Origin of the sequence: Kitasatospora sp. SUK 42 (genome assembly GCF_015776785.2) — a bacterium.
Classification (GTDB): domain Bacteria; phylum Actinomycetota; class Actinomycetes; order Streptomycetales; family Streptomycetaceae; genus Kitasatospora.
The window spans coordinates 895,650-912,089 of sequence record NZ_LFMD02000003.1 but is presented as its reverse complement, the minus strand read 5'-3'; the positions used below and the strand labels follow the sequence as shown (position 1 = coordinate 912,089).

The 16,440-nt window shown below is 71.6% G+C and carries 19 protein-coding genes; 13 read left to right on the top strand and 6 right to left on the bottom strand.

The genetic code is table 11. The features are described 5' to 3' along the window. Positions 1-3 precede the first annotated feature (3 nt). The 9 genes from RZ50_RS13815 to era all read left to right on the top strand — a co-directional run bounded on the left by RZ50_RS13815 (position 4) and on the right by era (position 6,669). Positions 4-927, top strand: a complete 924-nt coding sequence (locus RZ50_RS13815) for a ribonuclease Z (RefSeq protein ID WP_196951715.1) — start codon at positions 4-6, stop codon at positions 925-927. A 289-nt stretch (positions 928-1,216) separates the two neighbouring features. Beyond that, positions 1,217-2,248: a PhoH family protein gene (locus RZ50_RS13810; protein WP_254802682.1), complete on the top strand. Its 1,032-nt coding sequence runs from the start codon at positions 1,217-1,219 to the stop codon at positions 2,246-2,248. Between the two features lie 14 nt (positions 2,249-2,262). Next, on the top strand, positions 2,263-2,757 hold the full coding sequence (ybeY, locus tag RZ50_RS13805) for an rRNA maturation RNase YbeY (RefSeq protein WP_030061268.1): 495 nt from the start codon (positions 2,263-2,265) through the stop codon (positions 2,755-2,757). A 19-nt stretch (positions 2,758-2,776) separates the two neighbouring features. After that, positions 2,777-4,102 carry a hemolysin family protein gene (locus tag RZ50_RS13800; RefSeq protein WP_196951716.1) on the top strand — a complete coding sequence of 442 codons (1,326 nt, stop codon included), beginning with the start codon at positions 2,777-2,779 and terminating at the stop codon, positions 4,100-4,102. A 33-nt stretch (positions 4,103-4,135) separates the two neighbouring features. Beyond that, a complete protein-coding gene (locus RZ50_RS13795) occupies positions 4,136-4,372 on the top strand; it encodes a hypothetical protein (RefSeq protein WP_196951717.1) in 237 nt (78 codons plus the stop codon). 69 nt (positions 4,373-4,441) lie between these two features. Continuing rightward, positions 4,442-4,993 (top strand): DUF4383 domain-containing protein, encoded by a 552-nt coding sequence (locus tag RZ50_RS13790; RefSeq protein ID WP_196951718.1) that lies wholly within the window; start codon positions 4,442-4,444, stop codon positions 4,991-4,993. A gap of 27 nt (positions 4,994-5,020) precedes the next feature. Further along, positions 5,021-5,374: a cytidine deaminase gene (locus RZ50_RS13785; protein ID WP_196951719.1), complete on the top strand. Its 354-nt coding sequence runs from the start codon at positions 5,021-5,023 to the stop codon at positions 5,372-5,374. 90 nt (positions 5,375-5,464) lie between these two features. Continuing rightward, positions 5,465-5,623, top strand: coding sequence for a hypothetical protein (locus RZ50_RS13780; RefSeq protein ID WP_196951720.1), 159 nt, complete (start codon positions 5,465-5,467; stop codon positions 5,621-5,623). A gap of 116 nt (positions 5,624-5,739) precedes the next feature. After that, positions 5,740-6,669 carry a GTPase Era gene (era, locus tag RZ50_RS13775; RefSeq protein WP_196951721.1) on the top strand — a complete coding sequence of 310 codons (930 nt, stop codon included), beginning with the start codon at positions 5,740-5,742 and terminating at the stop codon, positions 6,667-6,669. Positions 6,670-6,808: 139 nt separating this feature from the next. On the opposite strand, the gene RZ50_RS13770 is transcribed toward era, so the two are convergent. Both RZ50_RS13770 and RZ50_RS13765 read right to left on the bottom strand, forming a co-directional pair. Then, entirely contained in the window at positions 6,809-7,075 is a 267-nt protein-coding gene (locus tag RZ50_RS13770; RefSeq protein WP_196951722.1) for a protealysin inhibitor emfourin, read from the bottom strand. Positions 7,076-7,165: 90 nt separating this feature from the next. Then, positions 7,166-8,188, bottom strand: coding sequence for a M4 family metallopeptidase (locus tag RZ50_RS13765; protein WP_196951723.1), 1,023 nt, complete (start codon positions 8,186-8,188; stop codon positions 7,166-7,168). A 333-nt stretch (positions 8,189-8,521) separates the two neighbouring features. On the opposite strand from RZ50_RS13765, the gene leuA reads away from it, so the two are divergent. The 4 genes from leuA (at position 8,522) to RZ50_RS13745 (ending at position 13,079) form a co-directional block, all read left to right on the top strand. Next, positions 8,522-10,318 carry a 2-isopropylmalate synthase gene (leuA, locus tag RZ50_RS13760; protein WP_196951724.1) on the top strand — a complete coding sequence of 599 codons (1,797 nt, stop codon included), beginning with the start codon at positions 8,522-8,524 and terminating at the stop codon, positions 10,316-10,318. Positions 10,319-10,692: 374 nt separating this feature from the next. Beyond that, positions 10,693-11,220 carry a TerB family tellurite resistance protein gene (locus RZ50_RS13755; protein WP_308271624.1) on the top strand — a complete coding sequence of 176 codons (528 nt, stop codon included), beginning with the start codon at positions 10,693-10,695 and terminating at the stop codon, positions 11,218-11,220. A gap of 268 nt (positions 11,221-11,488) precedes the next feature. Continuing rightward, positions 11,489-12,235 (top strand): DNA repair protein RecO, encoded by a 747-nt coding sequence (gene recO / locus RZ50_RS13750; protein ID WP_196951726.1) that lies wholly within the window; start codon positions 11,489-11,491, stop codon positions 12,233-12,235. A 4-nt stretch (positions 12,236-12,239) separates the two neighbouring features. After that, positions 12,240-13,079 carry an isoprenyl transferase gene (locus tag RZ50_RS13745; RefSeq protein ID WP_196951727.1) on the top strand — a complete coding sequence of 280 codons (840 nt, stop codon included), beginning with the start codon at positions 12,240-12,242 and terminating at the stop codon, positions 13,077-13,079. A 71-nt stretch (positions 13,080-13,150) separates the two neighbouring features. Here RZ50_RS13745 and RZ50_RS13740 read toward each other — a convergent pair whose 3' ends face one another. From RZ50_RS13740 to RZ50_RS13725, 4 genes are read right to left on the bottom strand one after another with little or no spacing between them, the layout of a single operon-like run. Further along, on the bottom strand, positions 13,151-13,561 hold the full coding sequence (locus tag RZ50_RS13740; RefSeq protein WP_196951728.1) for a Fur family transcriptional regulator: 411 nt from the start codon (positions 13,559-13,561) through the stop codon (positions 13,151-13,153). A 35-nt stretch (positions 13,562-13,596) separates the two neighbouring features. Continuing rightward, the gene (locus RZ50_RS13735) at positions 13,597-14,523 is read right to left on the bottom strand and encodes a metal ABC transporter permease (protein WP_254802477.1); all 927 of its coding nucleotides are present in this window, start codon (positions 14,521-14,523) and stop codon (positions 13,597-13,599) included. After that, positions 14,520-15,284 carry a metal ABC transporter ATP-binding protein gene (locus RZ50_RS13730; protein ID WP_196951729.1) on the bottom strand — a complete coding sequence of 255 codons (765 nt, stop codon included), beginning with the start codon at positions 15,282-15,284 and terminating at the stop codon, positions 14,520-14,522. Before RZ50_RS13730 ends, RZ50_RS13735 begins: the two co-directional genes overlap by 4 nt. A gap of 14 nt (positions 15,285-15,298) precedes the next feature. After that, the gene (locus RZ50_RS13725) at positions 15,299-16,264 is read right to left on the bottom strand and encodes a metal ABC transporter substrate-binding protein (protein WP_374199945.1); all 966 of its coding nucleotides are present in this window, start codon (positions 16,262-16,264) and stop codon (positions 15,299-15,301) included. Positions 16,265-16,440: the final 176 nt, after the last annotated feature.

Sequence of the window (16,440 nt, the reverse complement as noted above, 5' to 3'; positions counted from 1 at the left end):
GCCGTGTCCCAGCGCGAACTCGTCGTCCTCGGCACCGCCAGCCAGGTGCCCACCCGGCACCGCAACCACAACGGCTACCTGCTCCGCTGGGACGGCGAGGGCCTGCTGTTCGACCCCGGTGAGGGCACCCAGCGGCAGATGCTGCACGCCGGGGTCTCGGCCACCCAGATCACCCGGATCGCCGTGACCCACTTCCACGGCGACCACTGCCTGGGCCTCGCCGGGGTGATCCAGCGGATCAACCTCGACCGCGTCCCGCACCCGGTGGACGTCTACTTCCCGGCCTCCGGCGAGGTCTACTTCGAGCGGCTGCGGCACGCCACCGCGTACCACGAGACCGCCGTGCTACGGCCCCGGCCGATCGACGAGCCGGGCCCGCTGCCCGCCCCCGGCGCCCGCTTCGCGCTGGACGCCGTCCGGCTGGACCACCCGGTGGAGTCCTTCGGCTACCGGCTGACCGAGCCGGACGGCCGCAGCCTGGTGCCCGCGCGGCTGGCCGAGCTCGGCGTCCGCGGACCGGAAGTCGGCCGGCTCCAGCACGAGGGCGCGATCGAGGTGGACGGCCGGACGGTCACCCTGGAGGAGGTCAGCGAGCCGCGGCCGGGCCAGCGGTTCGCCTTCGTCATGGACACCCGGCTCTGCGAGGGCGTGCACCGGCTCGCCGAGGGCGCCGACCTGCTGGTGGTCGAGGCCACCTTCACCGACGCCGACGCCCACCTCGCCGACGACCACGGCCACCTCACCGCCGGCCAGGCCGCCAAGGTCGCCGCCGAGGCCGGAGTCCGCACCCTGGTGCTGACCCACTTCTCCCAGCGCTACCCGGACCTGGGCCAGCACCTGGCCGACGCCCGCAAGCACTTCGACGGGGAGCTGGTGCTCGCCGAGGACCTCGCCCGGGTGCCGGTCCCGGCCCGCCGCCACCGGTGAACGGCGGGCGCCGGGGCGCGAACGCCGCGAAAAGGGCTCGCGCCGTCCTGCGATCTGCCGCAGCATCGTCGGGTGCGGCCCCGCCGCCCGCCGCGGCGATCACGCTCGCGGCGTACCCTGGTGCCCCGGAGAGACCGAGCGGCACACGACACCACGGATGGGATGAGGCAGGCCCCAGCGCCGACCTATGAGTGACACATCGCAGACCCGTACCAACGGACAGTCGCGCCCCGAACCCGCCGACGACGGCCGCGTCAGCGCCCGGATCGTCATTCCCGAGAAGCACCCGATGGTCACCCTGCTCGGCACCGCGGACTCGCTGCTGCGCGTGATCGAACGGGGCTTCCCCGCCGCCGACATCCACGTCCGCGGCAACGAGGTGACCGCCACCGGCGAGCGCGCCGAGGTCGCCCTCGTGAAGAAGCTCTTCAACGAGATGATGCTGGTGCTGCGCACCGGCCAGCCGCTGACGGAGGACTCCGTGGAGCGCTCGATCGCCATGCTCCGCTCCGCGGAGGTGGACCCGGACAGCCCGGTGCCCTCGCAGGTGTTCACCGCGAACATCCTGTCCAACCGGGGCCGCACGATCCGTCCCAAGACCCTCAACCAGCAGCGCTACGTCGAGGCGATCGACAAGCACACGATCGTCTTCGGCCTCGGCCCGGCCGGTACCGGCAAGACCTACCTGGCGATGGCCAAGGCCGTCCAGGCCCTGCAGGCCAAGGAGGTCAACCGGATCATCCTGACCCGCCCGGCGGTCGAGGCGGGCGAGCGGCTGGGCTTCCTGCCCGGCACCCTCTACGAGAAGATCGACCCGTACCTGCGCCCGCTGTACGACGCGCTGCACGACATGATGGACCCGGACTCCATCCCGCGCCTGATGGCGGCCGGCACCATCGAGGTCGCCCCGCTGGCGTACATGCGCGGCCGCACCCTCAACGACGCCTTCATCATCCTCGACGAGGCCCAGAACACCTCGCCGGAGCAGATGAAGATGTTCCTCACCCGCCTCGGGTTCAACTCCCGGGTGGTGGTCACCGGCGACACCAGCCAGATCGACCTCCCGGGCGGCACCCGCAGCGGTCTCAAGGTCGTCCAGGAGATCCTGGCCGACGTGCCGGACATCCACTTCTCCGTCCTCACCAGCACCGACGTGGTCCGCCACAAGCTGGTCGGCCGGATCGTGGACGCCTACGAGCGCTGGGACGCCCGGCAGGAGGCCGAGGACAACGCCCCGGTCGCCCGCAAGCCCGCCCAGCGGCGCCCCGGCAAGACGGCCGCGGCGCGCGCACCCCGACAGTCCCATCGCACCGAAAGCTGAGCACACAGCCCGTCATGTCGATCGACATCGCCAACGAGTCCGGCTGGGACGCCGATGAGGAAGCCATCCTCGACGTCGCCCGCTTCGCCCTGGACAAGATGCGGATCCACCCGCAGTCCGAACTGTCCGTGATCCTGGTGGACGGAGCGGCGATGGAGGAGCTGCACATCCAGTGGATGGACCTGCCCGGCCCGACCGACGTGATGTCGTTCCCGATGGACGAGCTGCGTCCCGGCAAGGAGGGCGAGGAGCTGCCGCAGGGCCTGCTCGGTGACATCGTGCTCTGCCCCGAGGTCGCCGAGCAGCAGGGCAAGGCGGCCCCCTCCAAGCACTCGATGGACGAGGAGCTCCAGCTGCTCACCGTCCACGGCGTGCTGCACGTCCTCGGCTACGACCACGAGGAGCCCGAGGAGGAGGAGGAGATGTTCGCCCTCCAGAAGCGCATCCTGGACGACTGGCGGGCGGGCCGCGGCCTCGGCGGCATCTCCCCGGCTCCCACCACCCACTGAGCGCGGAGCCCGAACCCCTGTGAGTGGTGAAAGTACGAGCTTCCTGCTCGGTGCCGTGGCCCTGGTCGTGCTCGGCTGGCTGGCCGCGTGCGCCGAGGCGGGCATCTCCCGGGTCTCCCGGTTCCGGGCGGAGGAGGCGGTGCGCAGCGGTCGGCGGGGCTCCGCGCGGCTGCTGACCGTCGCCTCCGACCCGATCCGCTACCTCAACCTGGCGACCCTGATCCGGGTGGCCAGCGAGACGGGGGCGGCCGTCCTGGTCACGGCGGTGTTCGTGCGCAACGTGCACCCGATCTGGGAGGCCGTGCTGCTGGCCTTCGGTGTGATGGTGCTGGTGTCCTTCGTCGCGGTGGGGGTCTCGCCGCGCACGATCGGGCGCCAGCACCCGGTCACCACCGCGACCGCGGCCTCCTTCGTGCTGCTGCCGCTGGCGGCGGTGCTGGGCCCGATCCCCCGGCTGCTGATCCTGCTCGGCAACGCGCTGACGCCGGGCAAGGGGTACCGGGAGGGGCCGTTCGCCTCCGAGGCGGAGCTGCGGGCTCTGGTGGACCTCGCGGAGAAGGACGACCTGATCGAGGACGAGGAGCGCCGGATGGTGCACTCGGTCTTCGAGTTGGGCGACACCATCGTGCGCGAGGTGATGGTGCCGCGCACCGACCTGGTGATGATCGAGCGGCACAAGACCGTCCGGCAGGCGCTCACGCTGGCGCTGCGCTCGGGCTTCTCGCGGATCCCGGTGGTCGGCGACAACGAGGACGACGTGGTCGGCATCGTCTACCTCAAGGACCTGGTGCGCCGCACCCACATCAACCGGGAGGCGGAGTACGAGGAGGTCGGCGCGGTGATGCGCCCGGCCGTGTTCGTCCCGGACTCCAAGCCGGCCGCCGACCTGCTGCGCGAGATGCAGCAGCGCCGCTCGCACGTCGCGATCGTGATCGACGAGTACGGCGGTACGGCCGGCCTGGTCACCATCGAGGACATCCTGGAGGAGATCGTCGGCGAGATCACCGACGAGTACGACCGGGAGATCGCGCCGGTGGAGGACCTCGGCGACGGTTCGTACCGGATCACCGCCCGCCTGCTGGTGGAGGACCTGGGCGAGCTGTTCGGGATCGAGTTGGAGGACGAGGACGTCGAGACCGTCGGCGGCCTGCTGGCCAAGCACCTCGGCCGGGTGCCGATCCCCGGGTCCTCCTGCGAGATCCCGCTGCCCGAGCCCGTCCCGGGCGGTCTGACCGCGATCCTGCTGACCGCCGAGTCCTCGGCGGGGCGCCGCAACCGGATCGGTTCGATGGTCGCCTCGCCGGTGCGCGGGGCGGCGGAGGCCGAGGAGTCCTCGGGCGAGTAGCGGGTGTGCGGCGGCCGAGCGACCATGGAGGGCATGACGCACACACTTCGCGCGGAGTACGGCCCGCAGGGGGCGGCCGGCGGAGTCAAGTCCTGGCACGTGGTGCGGGACGAGGACCCGTCGACGGCGCTCTGCGGCCGGACGATTCCCGACGACGCCGAGACCCGGCCCGAGCAGGACTGGGGCAGCGGTCTGCGCTGCTGCCAGCAGTGCGGCTCGCTGTACATGCACGAGACGCCGCACATGCAGGGGAGCCACCCCTACAGCTAGGCACGCCCCGCGCACAGCCGGGCACGTCCTGGGCACCCGCTTGACCATGGCCGAGCTCTGGAGGTCGCCATGACGCTGCAAGACAAACTGCTGCCGACCGTCGACAAGCGGCTCGCCATGGTGTGGCGGGTCGGGGCGGGGCTGGGGGGGATCTTCCTGATCGTGTTCGGGTCCCTGGGGCTGGCCAACCACCCCGGCTTCCTGGCCACGCACGGCGACCGGATCGCCGGGCTGTCGACCAACGGGGCGCTGAGCATCCTGTCCATCGTGGCGGGCGCGGTCCTGCTGCTCGGGGCGGCGGTCGGCGGGAACTTCGCGTCCAACCTCAACCTGGCGGTGGGCCTGCTGTTCGTGCTGTCCGGCTTCTACGGACTGGCGGTGCTCGGGCGGCCGGAGGCGAACATCCTCAACTTCCGGATGTCGAACGTGCTGTTCGCGTTCCTCTTCGGGATCGTGGTGACCACCTTCGGGATGTACGGCCGGGTGAGCAGTCACCTGCCGCACGACAACCCGTTCTGGCGCAGGCGGATCTCGCGCGAGGAGCTGCCGTCCGGTGCCGCGAAGACCTTCGTCAAGGTGATCAAGCCGAATCCGGGGCGGACCCACCCGGTCGGCCACTGACCCCTGGTGGTGCCTATGCTCGGCGGCATGAGTGACATCGTCGAGCTCGACCCCGAAGACAAGAAGATCATCACCCTGGCCCGCTCGGCCCGCGCCCGCAACGGCGTCCCCGAGGGGGCCGCGGTGCGTGACGAGACCGGTCGCACCTACGTGGCCGGGACGGTCGCGCTGGAGTCGCTGAAGCTGAGCGCCCTGCGGACGGCGGTGGCGATGGCGGTGGCCAGTGGTGCGAAGTCGCTGGAGGCGGCCGCCGTGGTGAGCGAGGCCGAGCAGCCGGCCGAGGCCGACCTGGCGGCGGTGCGGGACCTGGGCGGGGCCGGGACGCCGGTGCTGCTGGCCGGTCCGGACGGAGTCCTCCGGGTGGCGGCCGAGGCCCGCTGAGGCCGACCGCAGGCCCCTACCGCGGGCCTTGCCCCCATGTGCTCAGCCGATAATCTCACCGGGGGAGTGGACTCGGTGAGGGGCTGGGGCATGGGGGCGTTGGCGTTCATCGCCGGACTGGTGCTGTTCGTGATGGGGATGGGCAAGTGGCAGGAGACCGACTCGCCCTACTGGCTCTGGGGTTCGGTCGGCTTCCTGGTGCTGCTGGTGGTGTTCTCGCTGACCGGGAAGGGCGGCCGCAAGGGCTGACACGCCCCGCGAGGACCCCCTGAGGAGCCCCTGAGGAGCCTCCGAGGAGCCGCCGGGCACCCCCCGAGGACCGGCCCTGGGCGTCGCGGCTCCGGTGATCAGGGAGAATGGAGCCCATGAGTGCCCCTTCCTCCTCGTACCGCTCCGGGTTCGCGTGCTTCGTCGGCCGTCCCAACGCGGGCAAGTCGACCCTGACCAACGCCCTGGTGGGGACGAAGGTCGCGATCACCTCCGACCGCCCGCAGACCACCCGGCACACCGTGCGCGGCATCGTGCACCGCCCCGACGCCCAGCTCGTGCTGGTCGACACCCCCGGTCTGCACAAGCCGCGCACCCTGCTCGGCGAGCGCCTCAACGACCTGGTCCGCACCACCTGGGCCGAGGTCGACGTGATCGGCTTCTGCCTGCCCGCCGACCAGAAGCTCGGCCCCGGCGACAAGTTCATCGCCAAGGAGCTCGCCGAGATCAAGAAGACCCCCAAGGTCGCCATCGTCACCAAGACCGACCTGGTCGACTCCAAGCGCCTGGCCGAGCAGCTGATCGCCGTCCACCAGCTCGGCGTCGAGCTGGGCATCGAGTGGGCCGAGATCATCCCGGTCTCGGCCGTCGGCGACAAGCAGGTCGACCTGGTCGCCGAGCTGATCACCAAGCTGCTGCCCGAGGGCATGCCGCTCTACCCGGACGGCGACCTCACCGACGAGCCCGAGCAGATCATGGTCGCCGAGCTGATCCGCGAGGCCGCGCTGGAGGGCGTGCGGGACGAACTGCCGCACTCGCTGGCCGTCGTGGTCGAGGAGATGCTGCCGCGCGAGGGCCGCCCGGCGGACCGCCCGCTGCTGGACATCCACGCCAACGTCTACATCGAGCGGCAGAGCCAGAAGGCGATCGTGATCGGCGCCAAGGGCTCCCGGCTCAAGCACGTCGGCACCACCGCCCGCAAGCACATCGAGGCGCTGCTCGGCACGCCGGTCTACCTGGACCTGCACGTCAAGGTGGCCAAGGACTGGCAGCGCGACCCCAAGCAGCTGCGCAAGCTGGGCTTCTGAGCCGCAGGCCGGAAAGGGCCCGGGGCCCGTCCGGACGCCGCGCGTCCGGGCGGGCCCTCGCCGTCCCCGTTCCGACGCGACGTCAACAGGGCTTCCGCGCGGGGGAGTCGCCGGGCGGGGTGGTTGCCGGGCGGGGGAGTCAGGCCCCCTCGCGCAGCACCAGGGAGACCAGCTCGCGCTGCGAGTCGGTGAGCTTGGGATCGGCGCAGTACACCGTCCGGCCGTCGACGGTGATCTCGTAGTGGAAGCCGTCCGGCACCCCGTACGAGGGGGCGCGCAGACCGCCCGCGACGGCCTCGCGGGCGAGGGCGTGGACGTGCGGGGCGTCCACGCGGTCGGCGGTGTCGATCTCCGCGTGGCGGACGATTCCCGCGAAGCCGCCGGTCCGGGTCACCTGGATGCGCATGGTGTCCATGGTGCTACGCAGGGAAGGGTTTTGCCGGGCTTTTCCCGGACCGTGACCTTAAGCCCGGCTCAATCCCGGTTCAACCGATCCTCAGCCCGGGCTCACCCCCACCTGCGCCCAGGCGGCGGTCACGGTGTCCGCGATCGAGGACCGGTCGGGGTAGCGGGCCTTGGCGGCGGCCACGGTGGCCCGGGCGAAGGCGGTGAAGTCGGCGTCGGCGGGCACCCGGCGGCCGGTCAGCGCGTCGTACCAGATCAGCCCGGCGCCCTCCCAGGCCGGGCCGCCGAGGGCGGTGGCCAGCAGGTAGAACGCGTGGTTGGGGATGCCGGAGTTGATGTGCACCCCGCCCTCGTCCTCGTCGGTCTGCACGTAGTCCCGCATGTGCGCGGGCTGCGGGTCCTTGCCGAGCCGGGGGTCGTCGTAGGCGGTGCCGGGCGCCTTCATCGAGCGCAGCGCCACGCCCTGGACGCCGGGGGCGAGGAGTCCGGCGCCGATCAGCCAGTCGGCCGTGGCGGCGTCCTGCCGCAGCGCGTACTGCTTGACCAGTGAGCCGAAGACGTCGGAGATGGACTCGTTCAGTGCGCCGGGCTGGTCGTGGTACTCCAGCCCGGCGGTGAACTGGGTGACGCCGTGGGTGAGTTCGTGGCCGATGACGTCGATGCAGGCGGTGAAGTCGCCGAAGATCTCGCCGTCGCCGTCGCCGAAGACCATCTGGTGGCCGTTCCAGAAGGCGTTGTCGTAGTGGCGGCCGTAGTGGACGCTGGCGTCCAGGCGCAGCCCCTGGCCGTCGATCGAGTCGCGGCCGAAGGCGGCGGAGTACAGGGCGAAGGTGGCGCCGAGGCCGTCGTAGGCGTGGTTGACGGAGGCGTCGCCGACCGGGGCCCGGCCCTCGGTGCGGACGGTGCGGCCGGGCAGCGGCTGGGTGTGCCCGGCGTCGGAGATCACCCGGTTCAGGCCCGGTGTGGCGGCGACCGGCGGGGGCGGGGCGAGGCGGGCCGCGCGGTGTGCGGCGTCGAGGGCGAGGGAGTGGACGGCGGGCTCGTGGCCGGCCTCGGCGAGGCGGTCCAGGACGTACGGCGGAACGATCGCGCAGAGAGTCGCTGCTGCAGTCATGTGGCCCAGGGTGAGGCCTTGATGACCGGTTGTCATCACCCCCGGCGCGGCCGGTGGGCATCTCAAGGGGTGGAACGGAAGCCCGGATCACTTCGGGGGCGCGCGGGCCTGGGTTACGCTGGGGCCATCATGCGCAACGGGCTGCTTCTTCTTAGCTGCCGCGTCGAGGGCCTGTAGTCCACCGGGGCCGGCTCCCTCGCCGCGGGGAACGAGCTGTGCGCGCAATCGGCGATCCAATGGCGAATCGCGAGCGTCCGCAGAGGCCGGCCAGTCGGTGTTGATCCCTCCCGACCCGCCCGCACCACGCATCACAGGAAGCCGAGAGTCACCTCCATGACCGAGCAGACCTCCGCCGCGCCCGTCCCCGCCGCTCGCGCCTTCGTCGACCGGCCGACCCCGATCACCGCCGCCGCCGTCCCCCAGGGGCCCTCGGGCATGCGCTACGGGCGCTACCTGCCGTTCGGCACCGTCGACCTGCCGGACCGCACCTGGCCGAACAAGGTGATCACCAAGGCGCCGCGCTGGCTCTCCACCGACCTGCGGGACGGCAACCAGGCGCTGATCGACCCGATGTCCCCGGCCCGCAAGCGCATGATGTTCGACCTGCTGGTCTCGATGGGCTACAAGGAGATCGAGGTCGGCTTCCCCTCCTCCGGCGCCACCGACCACGCCTTCGTACGGTCGCTGATCGAGGAGGACGCGATCCCGGAGGACGTCACCATCTCGGTGCTGACCCAGGCCCGCGAGGAGCTGATCGAGAAGACCGTCGAGTCGCTGGTCGGCGCCCCGCGCGCGACCGTCCACCTGTACAACGCGACCGCGCCGCTGTTCCGCCGAGTGGTGTTCCGCAACGACAAGGCCGCGACCAAGGCGATCGCCACCGAGGGCACCCGGCTGGTGATGGAGTACGCCGAGAAGCTGCTGGGCGAGGACACCGTCTTCGGCTACCAGTACTCGCCGGAGATCTTCGTGGACACCGAGCTGGACTTCGCGCTGGAGGTCTGCGAGGCGGTGATGGACGTCTGGCAGCCGGGCGAGGGCCGCGAGATCATCCTGAACCTGCCGGCCACCGTCGAGCGGGCCACCCCGAACGTCCAGGCCGACCAGTTCGAGTGGATGTCGCGCAACCTGTCCCGCCGCGAGTTCGTCTGCCTGTCGGTGCACCCGCACAACGACCGGGGCACCGCCGTCGCCTCGGCCGAGCTGGCCTACATGGCGGGTGCGGACCGCATCGAGGGGTGCCTGTTCGGGCAGGGGGAGCGGACCGGGAACGTCGACCTGGTGACGCTGGGGATGAACCTGTTCTCGCAGGGCATCGACCCGCAGATCGACTTCTCCGACATCGACGAGGTGCGCCGCACCGCCGAGTACTGCAACCAGATGGAGGTGCACCCGCGCCACCCGTACGCCGGCGACCTGGTGTACACCTCCTTCTCCGGCTCGCACCAGGACGCCATCAAGAAGGGCTTCGAGGTCCTGGAGGCGGACGCGAAGGCGGCGGGCGTGCCGGTGGACGAGCACACCTGGGGCGTGCCGTACCTGCCGATCGACCCGAAGGACGTCGGCCGCACCTACGAGGCGGTCATCCGGGTCAACAGCCAGTCCGGCAAGGGCGGGGTGGCGTACGTCCTGAAGAACGACCACAAGCTGGACCTGCCGCGCCGGATGCAGATCGAGTTCTCCCGGATCATCCAGGCCAAGACGGACGCCGAGGGCGGCGAGGTCAGCCCGGCCGAGATCTGGCGGGTCTTCGAGGACGAGTACCTGCCGACCCCCGCCAACCCGTGGGGCCGGATCTCGCTGAGCGGCTCGCGCAGCCTGACCACCGAGGACGGCCGGGACGCGCTGACCGCCGAGGCCGTGGTGGACGGCGCCCCGGTGACCCTGACCGGTGCCGGCAACGGCCCGGTCTCGGCCTTCGCGGACGCGCTGGCCCGGATCGGCGTGGACGTGCGGGTGCTGGACTACGCCGAGCACGCGCTGAGCGAGGGCGGCGACGCCCAGGCGGCCGCGTACGTGGAGTGCGCGGTGGACGGCAAGGTGCGGTGGGGCGTGGGCATCGACGGCAACACCGTGCTGGCCTCGCTGAAGGCGATGATCAGCGCTGTCAACCGCTCGCAGCGCGGCTAATTCGTACGAGTGGCATACGAAGGGCCGCCCGTAGGGGCGGCCCTTCGGCGTGCGTGTCGCGCGTTGTGGCCTGCGCCACATTTTTTCGAATCGGAAGCCGTTCGAGGTGCTGACACGTGCCGGTAACCGTGGCAACATCGATCCACCGGAAAGCCGGGTCGGTGGGACGGCCTCGGTGTCCGGTCGCGTGACCTGCCCATTCTTGTGCAGGCCGCCTGCCATGTCTGGGGAGTGGCGCCGTGACCAGGTTGTGGGGTGTTCGCCCGCGGTGGCGGACTGACGTTCTCGGTGACTTCTTCTGTCCGGGCTGCGGCGGGGACCGCAACTACCGCCGGCAGCACGGCCGGCGGTGGCTGCGGTTGCTGGGAGCGCCGGTGTTCCCGCTCGGGCCGGTGATCGGCAGCGTGCAGTGCACCAGCTGCCAGGGCCGGTACGGCGTCGAGTCCCTGGAACATCCCACCTGCGTGCGCCTGGGCGGGATGCTGCGGGACGCCCAGTACACGATCGCGCTGGCCCTGCTCGCGGCCGGCGGCACCGCCCACCGGGCGGCCCGCGACGCGGCCTGCACGGCGGTGCGCGAGGCCGGCTTCGAGGACTGCGGCGAGGCCCAGGTGCTGGCCGCGCTCGCCGCGCTGTCCGGGCTCGGCGGGGAACTCTACGACGCCCACGGGATGGCCGGGGGCCTGGCCGTGGAACTGCACGCGGTGCTCGAACCGCTCGCCCCGCACCTGGCCCACCAGGGCCGGGAGCGGCTGCTGCTGCAGGGCGCCGCGATCGCCCTGTCCGACGGGCGCTACCTGCCGCAGGAGCGCGATGCGCTGGCCGCGGTCGGGCGCTGCCTGGACCTGCCGGAGTCCCGGGTCACGGTGCTGCTGGAGGCGGCCACCCGGGCGCCGTACTAGGACTCGCGACGCCGTACCAGGACTCGCGACGCCGTACCAGGACTCGCGGCGCCGTACCGGAAACCGTTCAGACCACCTCGAATCCCCCACAAAACGGGCCCGAGCCCCCGCCGGGCCCGCCGTGACCCGCATCGCAGTGGTCCTCCCCCACGGCCCCGGTGCGGGCAACACGGCTGCCCGTCGGGGCGGCGCGGGCGCTCGCCGGGGGCCGCGGGCCTGGATCCGGAGGGGGCCGTTCCCGGGGGAGACCTGGGGGAGAATGGTCCCCATGAGTCTTTTCCGGGACGACGGCGTCGTGTTGCGGGCGCAGAAGCTCGGCGAGGCCGATCGGATCATCACCCTGCTGACCCGCCAGCACGGGAAGGTGCGGGCGGTGGCGCGCGGGGTGCGCAAGACCAAGTCCAAGTTCGGCGCCCGCCTGGAACCGTTCTCCCACGTGGACGTGCAGTTCTTCAGCCGGGGGAGCGACCTGGTCGGGCGCGGGCTGCCGCTGTGCACCCAGGTGGAGACCATCGCCCCGTACGGCGGCCCGATCGTCACCGACTACGGCCGCTACACCGCCGGCACGGCGATGCTGGAGACCGCCGAGCGCTTCGCCGAGAACGAGGGCGAGCCGGCCGTCCAGCAGTACCTGCTGCTGGTGGGCGGGCTGCGCACCCTGGCGGCCGGGCTGCACGAGTCGCACCTGGTGCTGGACGCCTTCCTGCTGCGCTCGCTCGCGGTCAACGGGTACGGCGCGAGCTTCACCGACTGCGCCAAGTGCGGTCTGGAGGGGCCCAACCGCTTCTTCTCGCTCCCGGCGGGCGGGGTGCTCTGCGCGGACTGCCGAGTACCCGGATGTGCCGTACCCTCCCCTGAGACACTGGTACTGCTCGGGGCGCTGCTGTCAGGGGACTGGCACACGGCCGACGCCTGCGAGCCGCGGTACTGGCGGGAGGGCAGCGGCCTGGTCGCGGCCTATCTGCAGTGGCACCTGGAGCGGGGCATCCGCTCGATGAGATACGTGGAGAAGTGAGCACATGGCAGCGCGACGGCTCTTCGGCGGCGGCAAGCAAAGGGAGTACCTTCCCCCCACCCCGCACCCCAGCGGCGCCCGGCCCCCGAAGATCCCCGGCGAGCTGGTCCCCAACCACGTCGCCATCGTGATGGACGGCAACGGCCGCTGGGCCAAGGAGCGCGGGCTGCCCCGCACCGAGGGCCACAAGGTCGGCGAGGCCGTCGTGCTGGACGTCCTCAAGGGCGCCATCGAGCTCGGGGTCAAGAACATCTCGCTGTACGCGTTCTCCACCGAGAACTGGAAGCGCTCGCCCGACGAGGTGAAGTTCCTGATGAACTTCAACCGGGACGTCATCCACCGCCGCCGCGACGAGATGGACGCGATGGGCGTGCGGGTCCGCTGGGCCGGCCGGATGCCCAAGCTGTGGAAGAGCGTCGTCCAGGAGCTCCAGGTCGCCGAGGCGCAGACGAAGGACAACGACGCCGTGACGCTCTACATGTGCGTCAACTACGGCGGCCGGGCCGAACTCGCCGACGCCGCACAGGCGATCGCGCAGGACGTCGCGGACGGGAAGCTGGACCCGAAGAAGGTCACCGAGAAGACCCTCGCCAAGTACATGTACCACCCGGACATGCCGGACGTGGACCTCTTCCTGCGCCCCAGCGGCGAGCAGCGCACCTCCAACTTCCTGCTCTGGCAGTCCGCGTACGCCGAGTTCGTGTTCCAGGACGTGCTCTGGCCGGACTTCGACCGCCGCGACCTGTGGCGCGCCTGCGAGCAGTTCGCGATGCGCGACCGCCGCTTCGGCGGGGCGATCCCGAACGAACTCCCCGCGCCGGTGGAGCTGCCCACCCAGCGCTGACGCGCACCCCCGTACGCGCACGAGGAGAAGGACCCGCCGGGATGCCCGGCGGGTCCTTCTCCTCGTACGGCTCAGCCCTTGCCGGCGCAGTCCGCGCAGGTGCCGAAGATCTCCAGGGTGTGCGCGATGTCGCTGAACCCGTGCTCGGCGGCGACCGAGTTGGCCCAGCGCTCCACCGCCGGGCCCTCCACCTCGACGGTGGCGCCGCAGTGCCGGCACACCAGGTGGTGGTGGTGCCCGCTGCTGCACCGGCGGTAGACGGCCTCGCCGTCGGCGGTGCGCAGCACGTCGACCTCACCGGCGTCGGCGAGCGACTGGAGGGTGCGGTAGACGGTGGTCAGCCCGACCGAGTCCCCGCGGTGCTTGAGCAGGTCGTGGAGCTCCTGTGCGCTGCGGAAGTCCGCGATCTCGTCCAGGGCGGCCGAGACGGCGGCACGCTGCCGGGTCGATCGGGCGCGCGGCGACGGGCCTGCGGTGGTCACCGTGGGTCCTCCTGAGGTCGTGGGCGTCACGCACATCATTGTGCCAGCCCAGCCCGCTGCTCAGGGGTGGTCGCGTCGGAGGAGCCTTGGGAGGGCAGTTGGACGTCGCAGACCTTCGGCCCCTGGTCGGCCTCGCCGCGGGCCCGGTGGCGGCGGCGGGCCAGGGGGGCGGCCAGCAGGCTGAACACCGCGAAGACCGCGATGGCGAGCAGCACGATGGCCGGGCCGGAGGGCACGTTGAGGTGGTAGGAGCCGGTGACGCCCGCCAGCGAGACCACCACGCCGAGCGCGATGGCGGCGGCCTGGGTGGCGGCGAAGGAACGGGTGAGCTGCTGGGCGGCGACGACCGGAACCACCATCAGGGCGCTGACCAGCAGCAGCCCGACCACCCGCATGGCGACCGTGACGGTGACCGCGGCCATCACCGCGAGCAGCAGGTTGAGGGTGCGCACCGGCAGGCCGGTGACCCGGGCGAAGTCCTCGTCCTGGCAGATCGCGAAGAGCTGGCGGCGCAGGCCGACGGTGACCGCGATGACCACCGCGCCGAGCACCGCGATGACGGCGAGGTCGGAGGGGGCGACGGTGAGGATCGAGCCCCACAGGTAGCTCTCCAGGGAGCCGGCCCCGGCCTGGGCGGAGAGCGAGACCAGCAGCTTGCCGCAGGCCATGCCGCCGTAGAAGAGCATCGCGAGGGCGATGTCGCCGCGCTGGTTGCCGCGCGAGCGGACCAGCTCCATGGTGACGGCGCCGAGCACGCAGACCAGCACGGCCATCCAGACCGGGCTGGTCTGGAAGATGAAGCCGAGGCCGACGCCGGTCATCGCCACGTGGCCCATGCCGTCGCCCATCAGGGCCTGGCGGCGCTGCACCAGGTAGATGCCGACGGCGGGGGCGGTGATCCCGACCAGCACGGCGGCGAGCAGGGCGCGCTGCATGAAGTCGTAGGAGAGCATCTCGGTCATGCGAGCAGCCTCGGCGGGGTGAGGTCGGCGTGCGGGTGGACGTGGTCGTGGCCGGGCAGCGCGTGCAGGCCGGTGTTGGGCACGGGCGGGCCGTCGTGCGCGACGCAGCCGTCCCGCAGCACCACGGCGCGGTCGATCAGCGGCTCCAGCGGGCCGAGCTCGTGCAGGACGAGGAGGACGGAGGCGCCGCGGGCGACCTCGGCGCGCAGGGTGTCGGCGAGCACCTGCTGGCTGGCGGCGTCCACGCCGGCCATCGGTTCGTCCATGATCAGCAGGTCGGGGGTGCCGACCAGGGCGCGGGCGATCAGCACCCGCTGCTGCTGGCCGCCGGAGAGGTCGGCCACGCCGTCCCCGGCCCGGTCGAGCATGCCGACGGCGGCCAGCGCGCGGTCCACGGCCTCGCGGTCCTTGCGGCGGAAGGGCAGCAGCCGGTGCTGCGCCAGCCGTCCGGTGGAGACCACCTCGCGCACGGTGGCGGGGACGCCGGAGGCGGCGGTGGTGCGCTGCGGGACGTACCCGATCCGGTGCCAGGCGCGGAAGGAGCCGTACGGGGTGCCGAACAGCTCCAGGGTGCCCTGCTCCAGCGGGACGGAGCCGATCACGGCCTTGACGGTGGTCGACTTGCCGGAGCCGTTGGCGCCGAGCAGGGCGACCACCTCGCCGGGGGCGACGGTGAGGTCGACGCCGCGCAGCACCGGCCGGCCGCCGCGCGAGGCGACGGCGTCACGGAGGTGGACGGCCGGGGGTATCGGGTGGGTCATGGTGCTGCGTCCTGTCAGCCGGCGGCGGGGGTGCCGAGGGCGGCCTGGAGGTTGGTGAGGTTCTGCTTCATGATCGAGAAGTAGTCGTCCTTGGACGGGTCCTTGACGCCCTCCAGCGGGTCCAGGACGGCGGTCTTGAGGCCGAGGTCCTTGGCGACGGTGTCGGCGAGCTTGGGGCTGACCAGGGTCTCGAAGAAGATCGTGGTGGCGCCGTTGTCCTTGGCGGCCTTCTGCACCTCGGCGAGGCGCGCCGGGGTGGGCTCGGACTCCGGGTCGATGCCGTTGATGGCGACCTGGGTGAGGCCGTAGTGGTCGGCGAGGTAGCCGAAGGCGGCGTGGCTGGTGACGAAGGTCTTGGTCTTGGCGTCCTTCAGCCCGGCTCGGAAGTCCTGGTCGAGGGCGGTGAGCCTGGTGACCAGGTCGTCGGTGTTCTTCCGGTAGTCCTCGGCGTGGGCCGGGTCGGCCTTGGCGAACTCGTCGCCGACGCTCTTGGCGATCGCCGCGTAGCGGGTGGGGTCGAGCCAGATGTGCGGGTCGCCGGCCGGGCCCTTGCCCTTGTGGGCGTCGCCGCCGTCCTCGGCGCCCTCGTCGAGGTGGTGGTCGACCAGCGGGCTGGCGGTGGTGGCGTCGACCTTGTGCTTGCTGGAGGACTGGTCGACGGCCTGGTCGACGGTGGGCTGCAGGCCCTTGAGGTAGACGATCGCGTCGGCCTTCTGGACGCTCGCGACCTGCTTGGCGGTGAGCTCCAGGTCGTGCGGCTCGACGCCGGGGGCGGTGAGGTCGGTGACCGTGACGTGGTCCTTGCCGATCTGCTGGGCCAGGAACTCCATCGGGTAGAAGGAGGCGACGACGTTCAGCTTGCCGTCCGTGCCCTTGGCGCTGCTGCTGCCACCGCACGCGGTGAGGACCAGCGAGGCGGCGAGCGCGGTGGTGGCGAGGGCCGTGGTGGTGCGAATCCGTCGTCCGGACAATCCGATCATCATGACAATCATTCTCATCTGAGATGGAAATGATTGTCAACTCACTCGGATGGGTGAACGGCAGGTGGCGATCCGTGGGGGAGGGCGGACGATACCGATTTGAACCCCGTACCCATGTGGCCGGTAACCTGAGGTATTCGGGTACGTGCAACCAGCCGTGCCCTGACCGTGCCGTA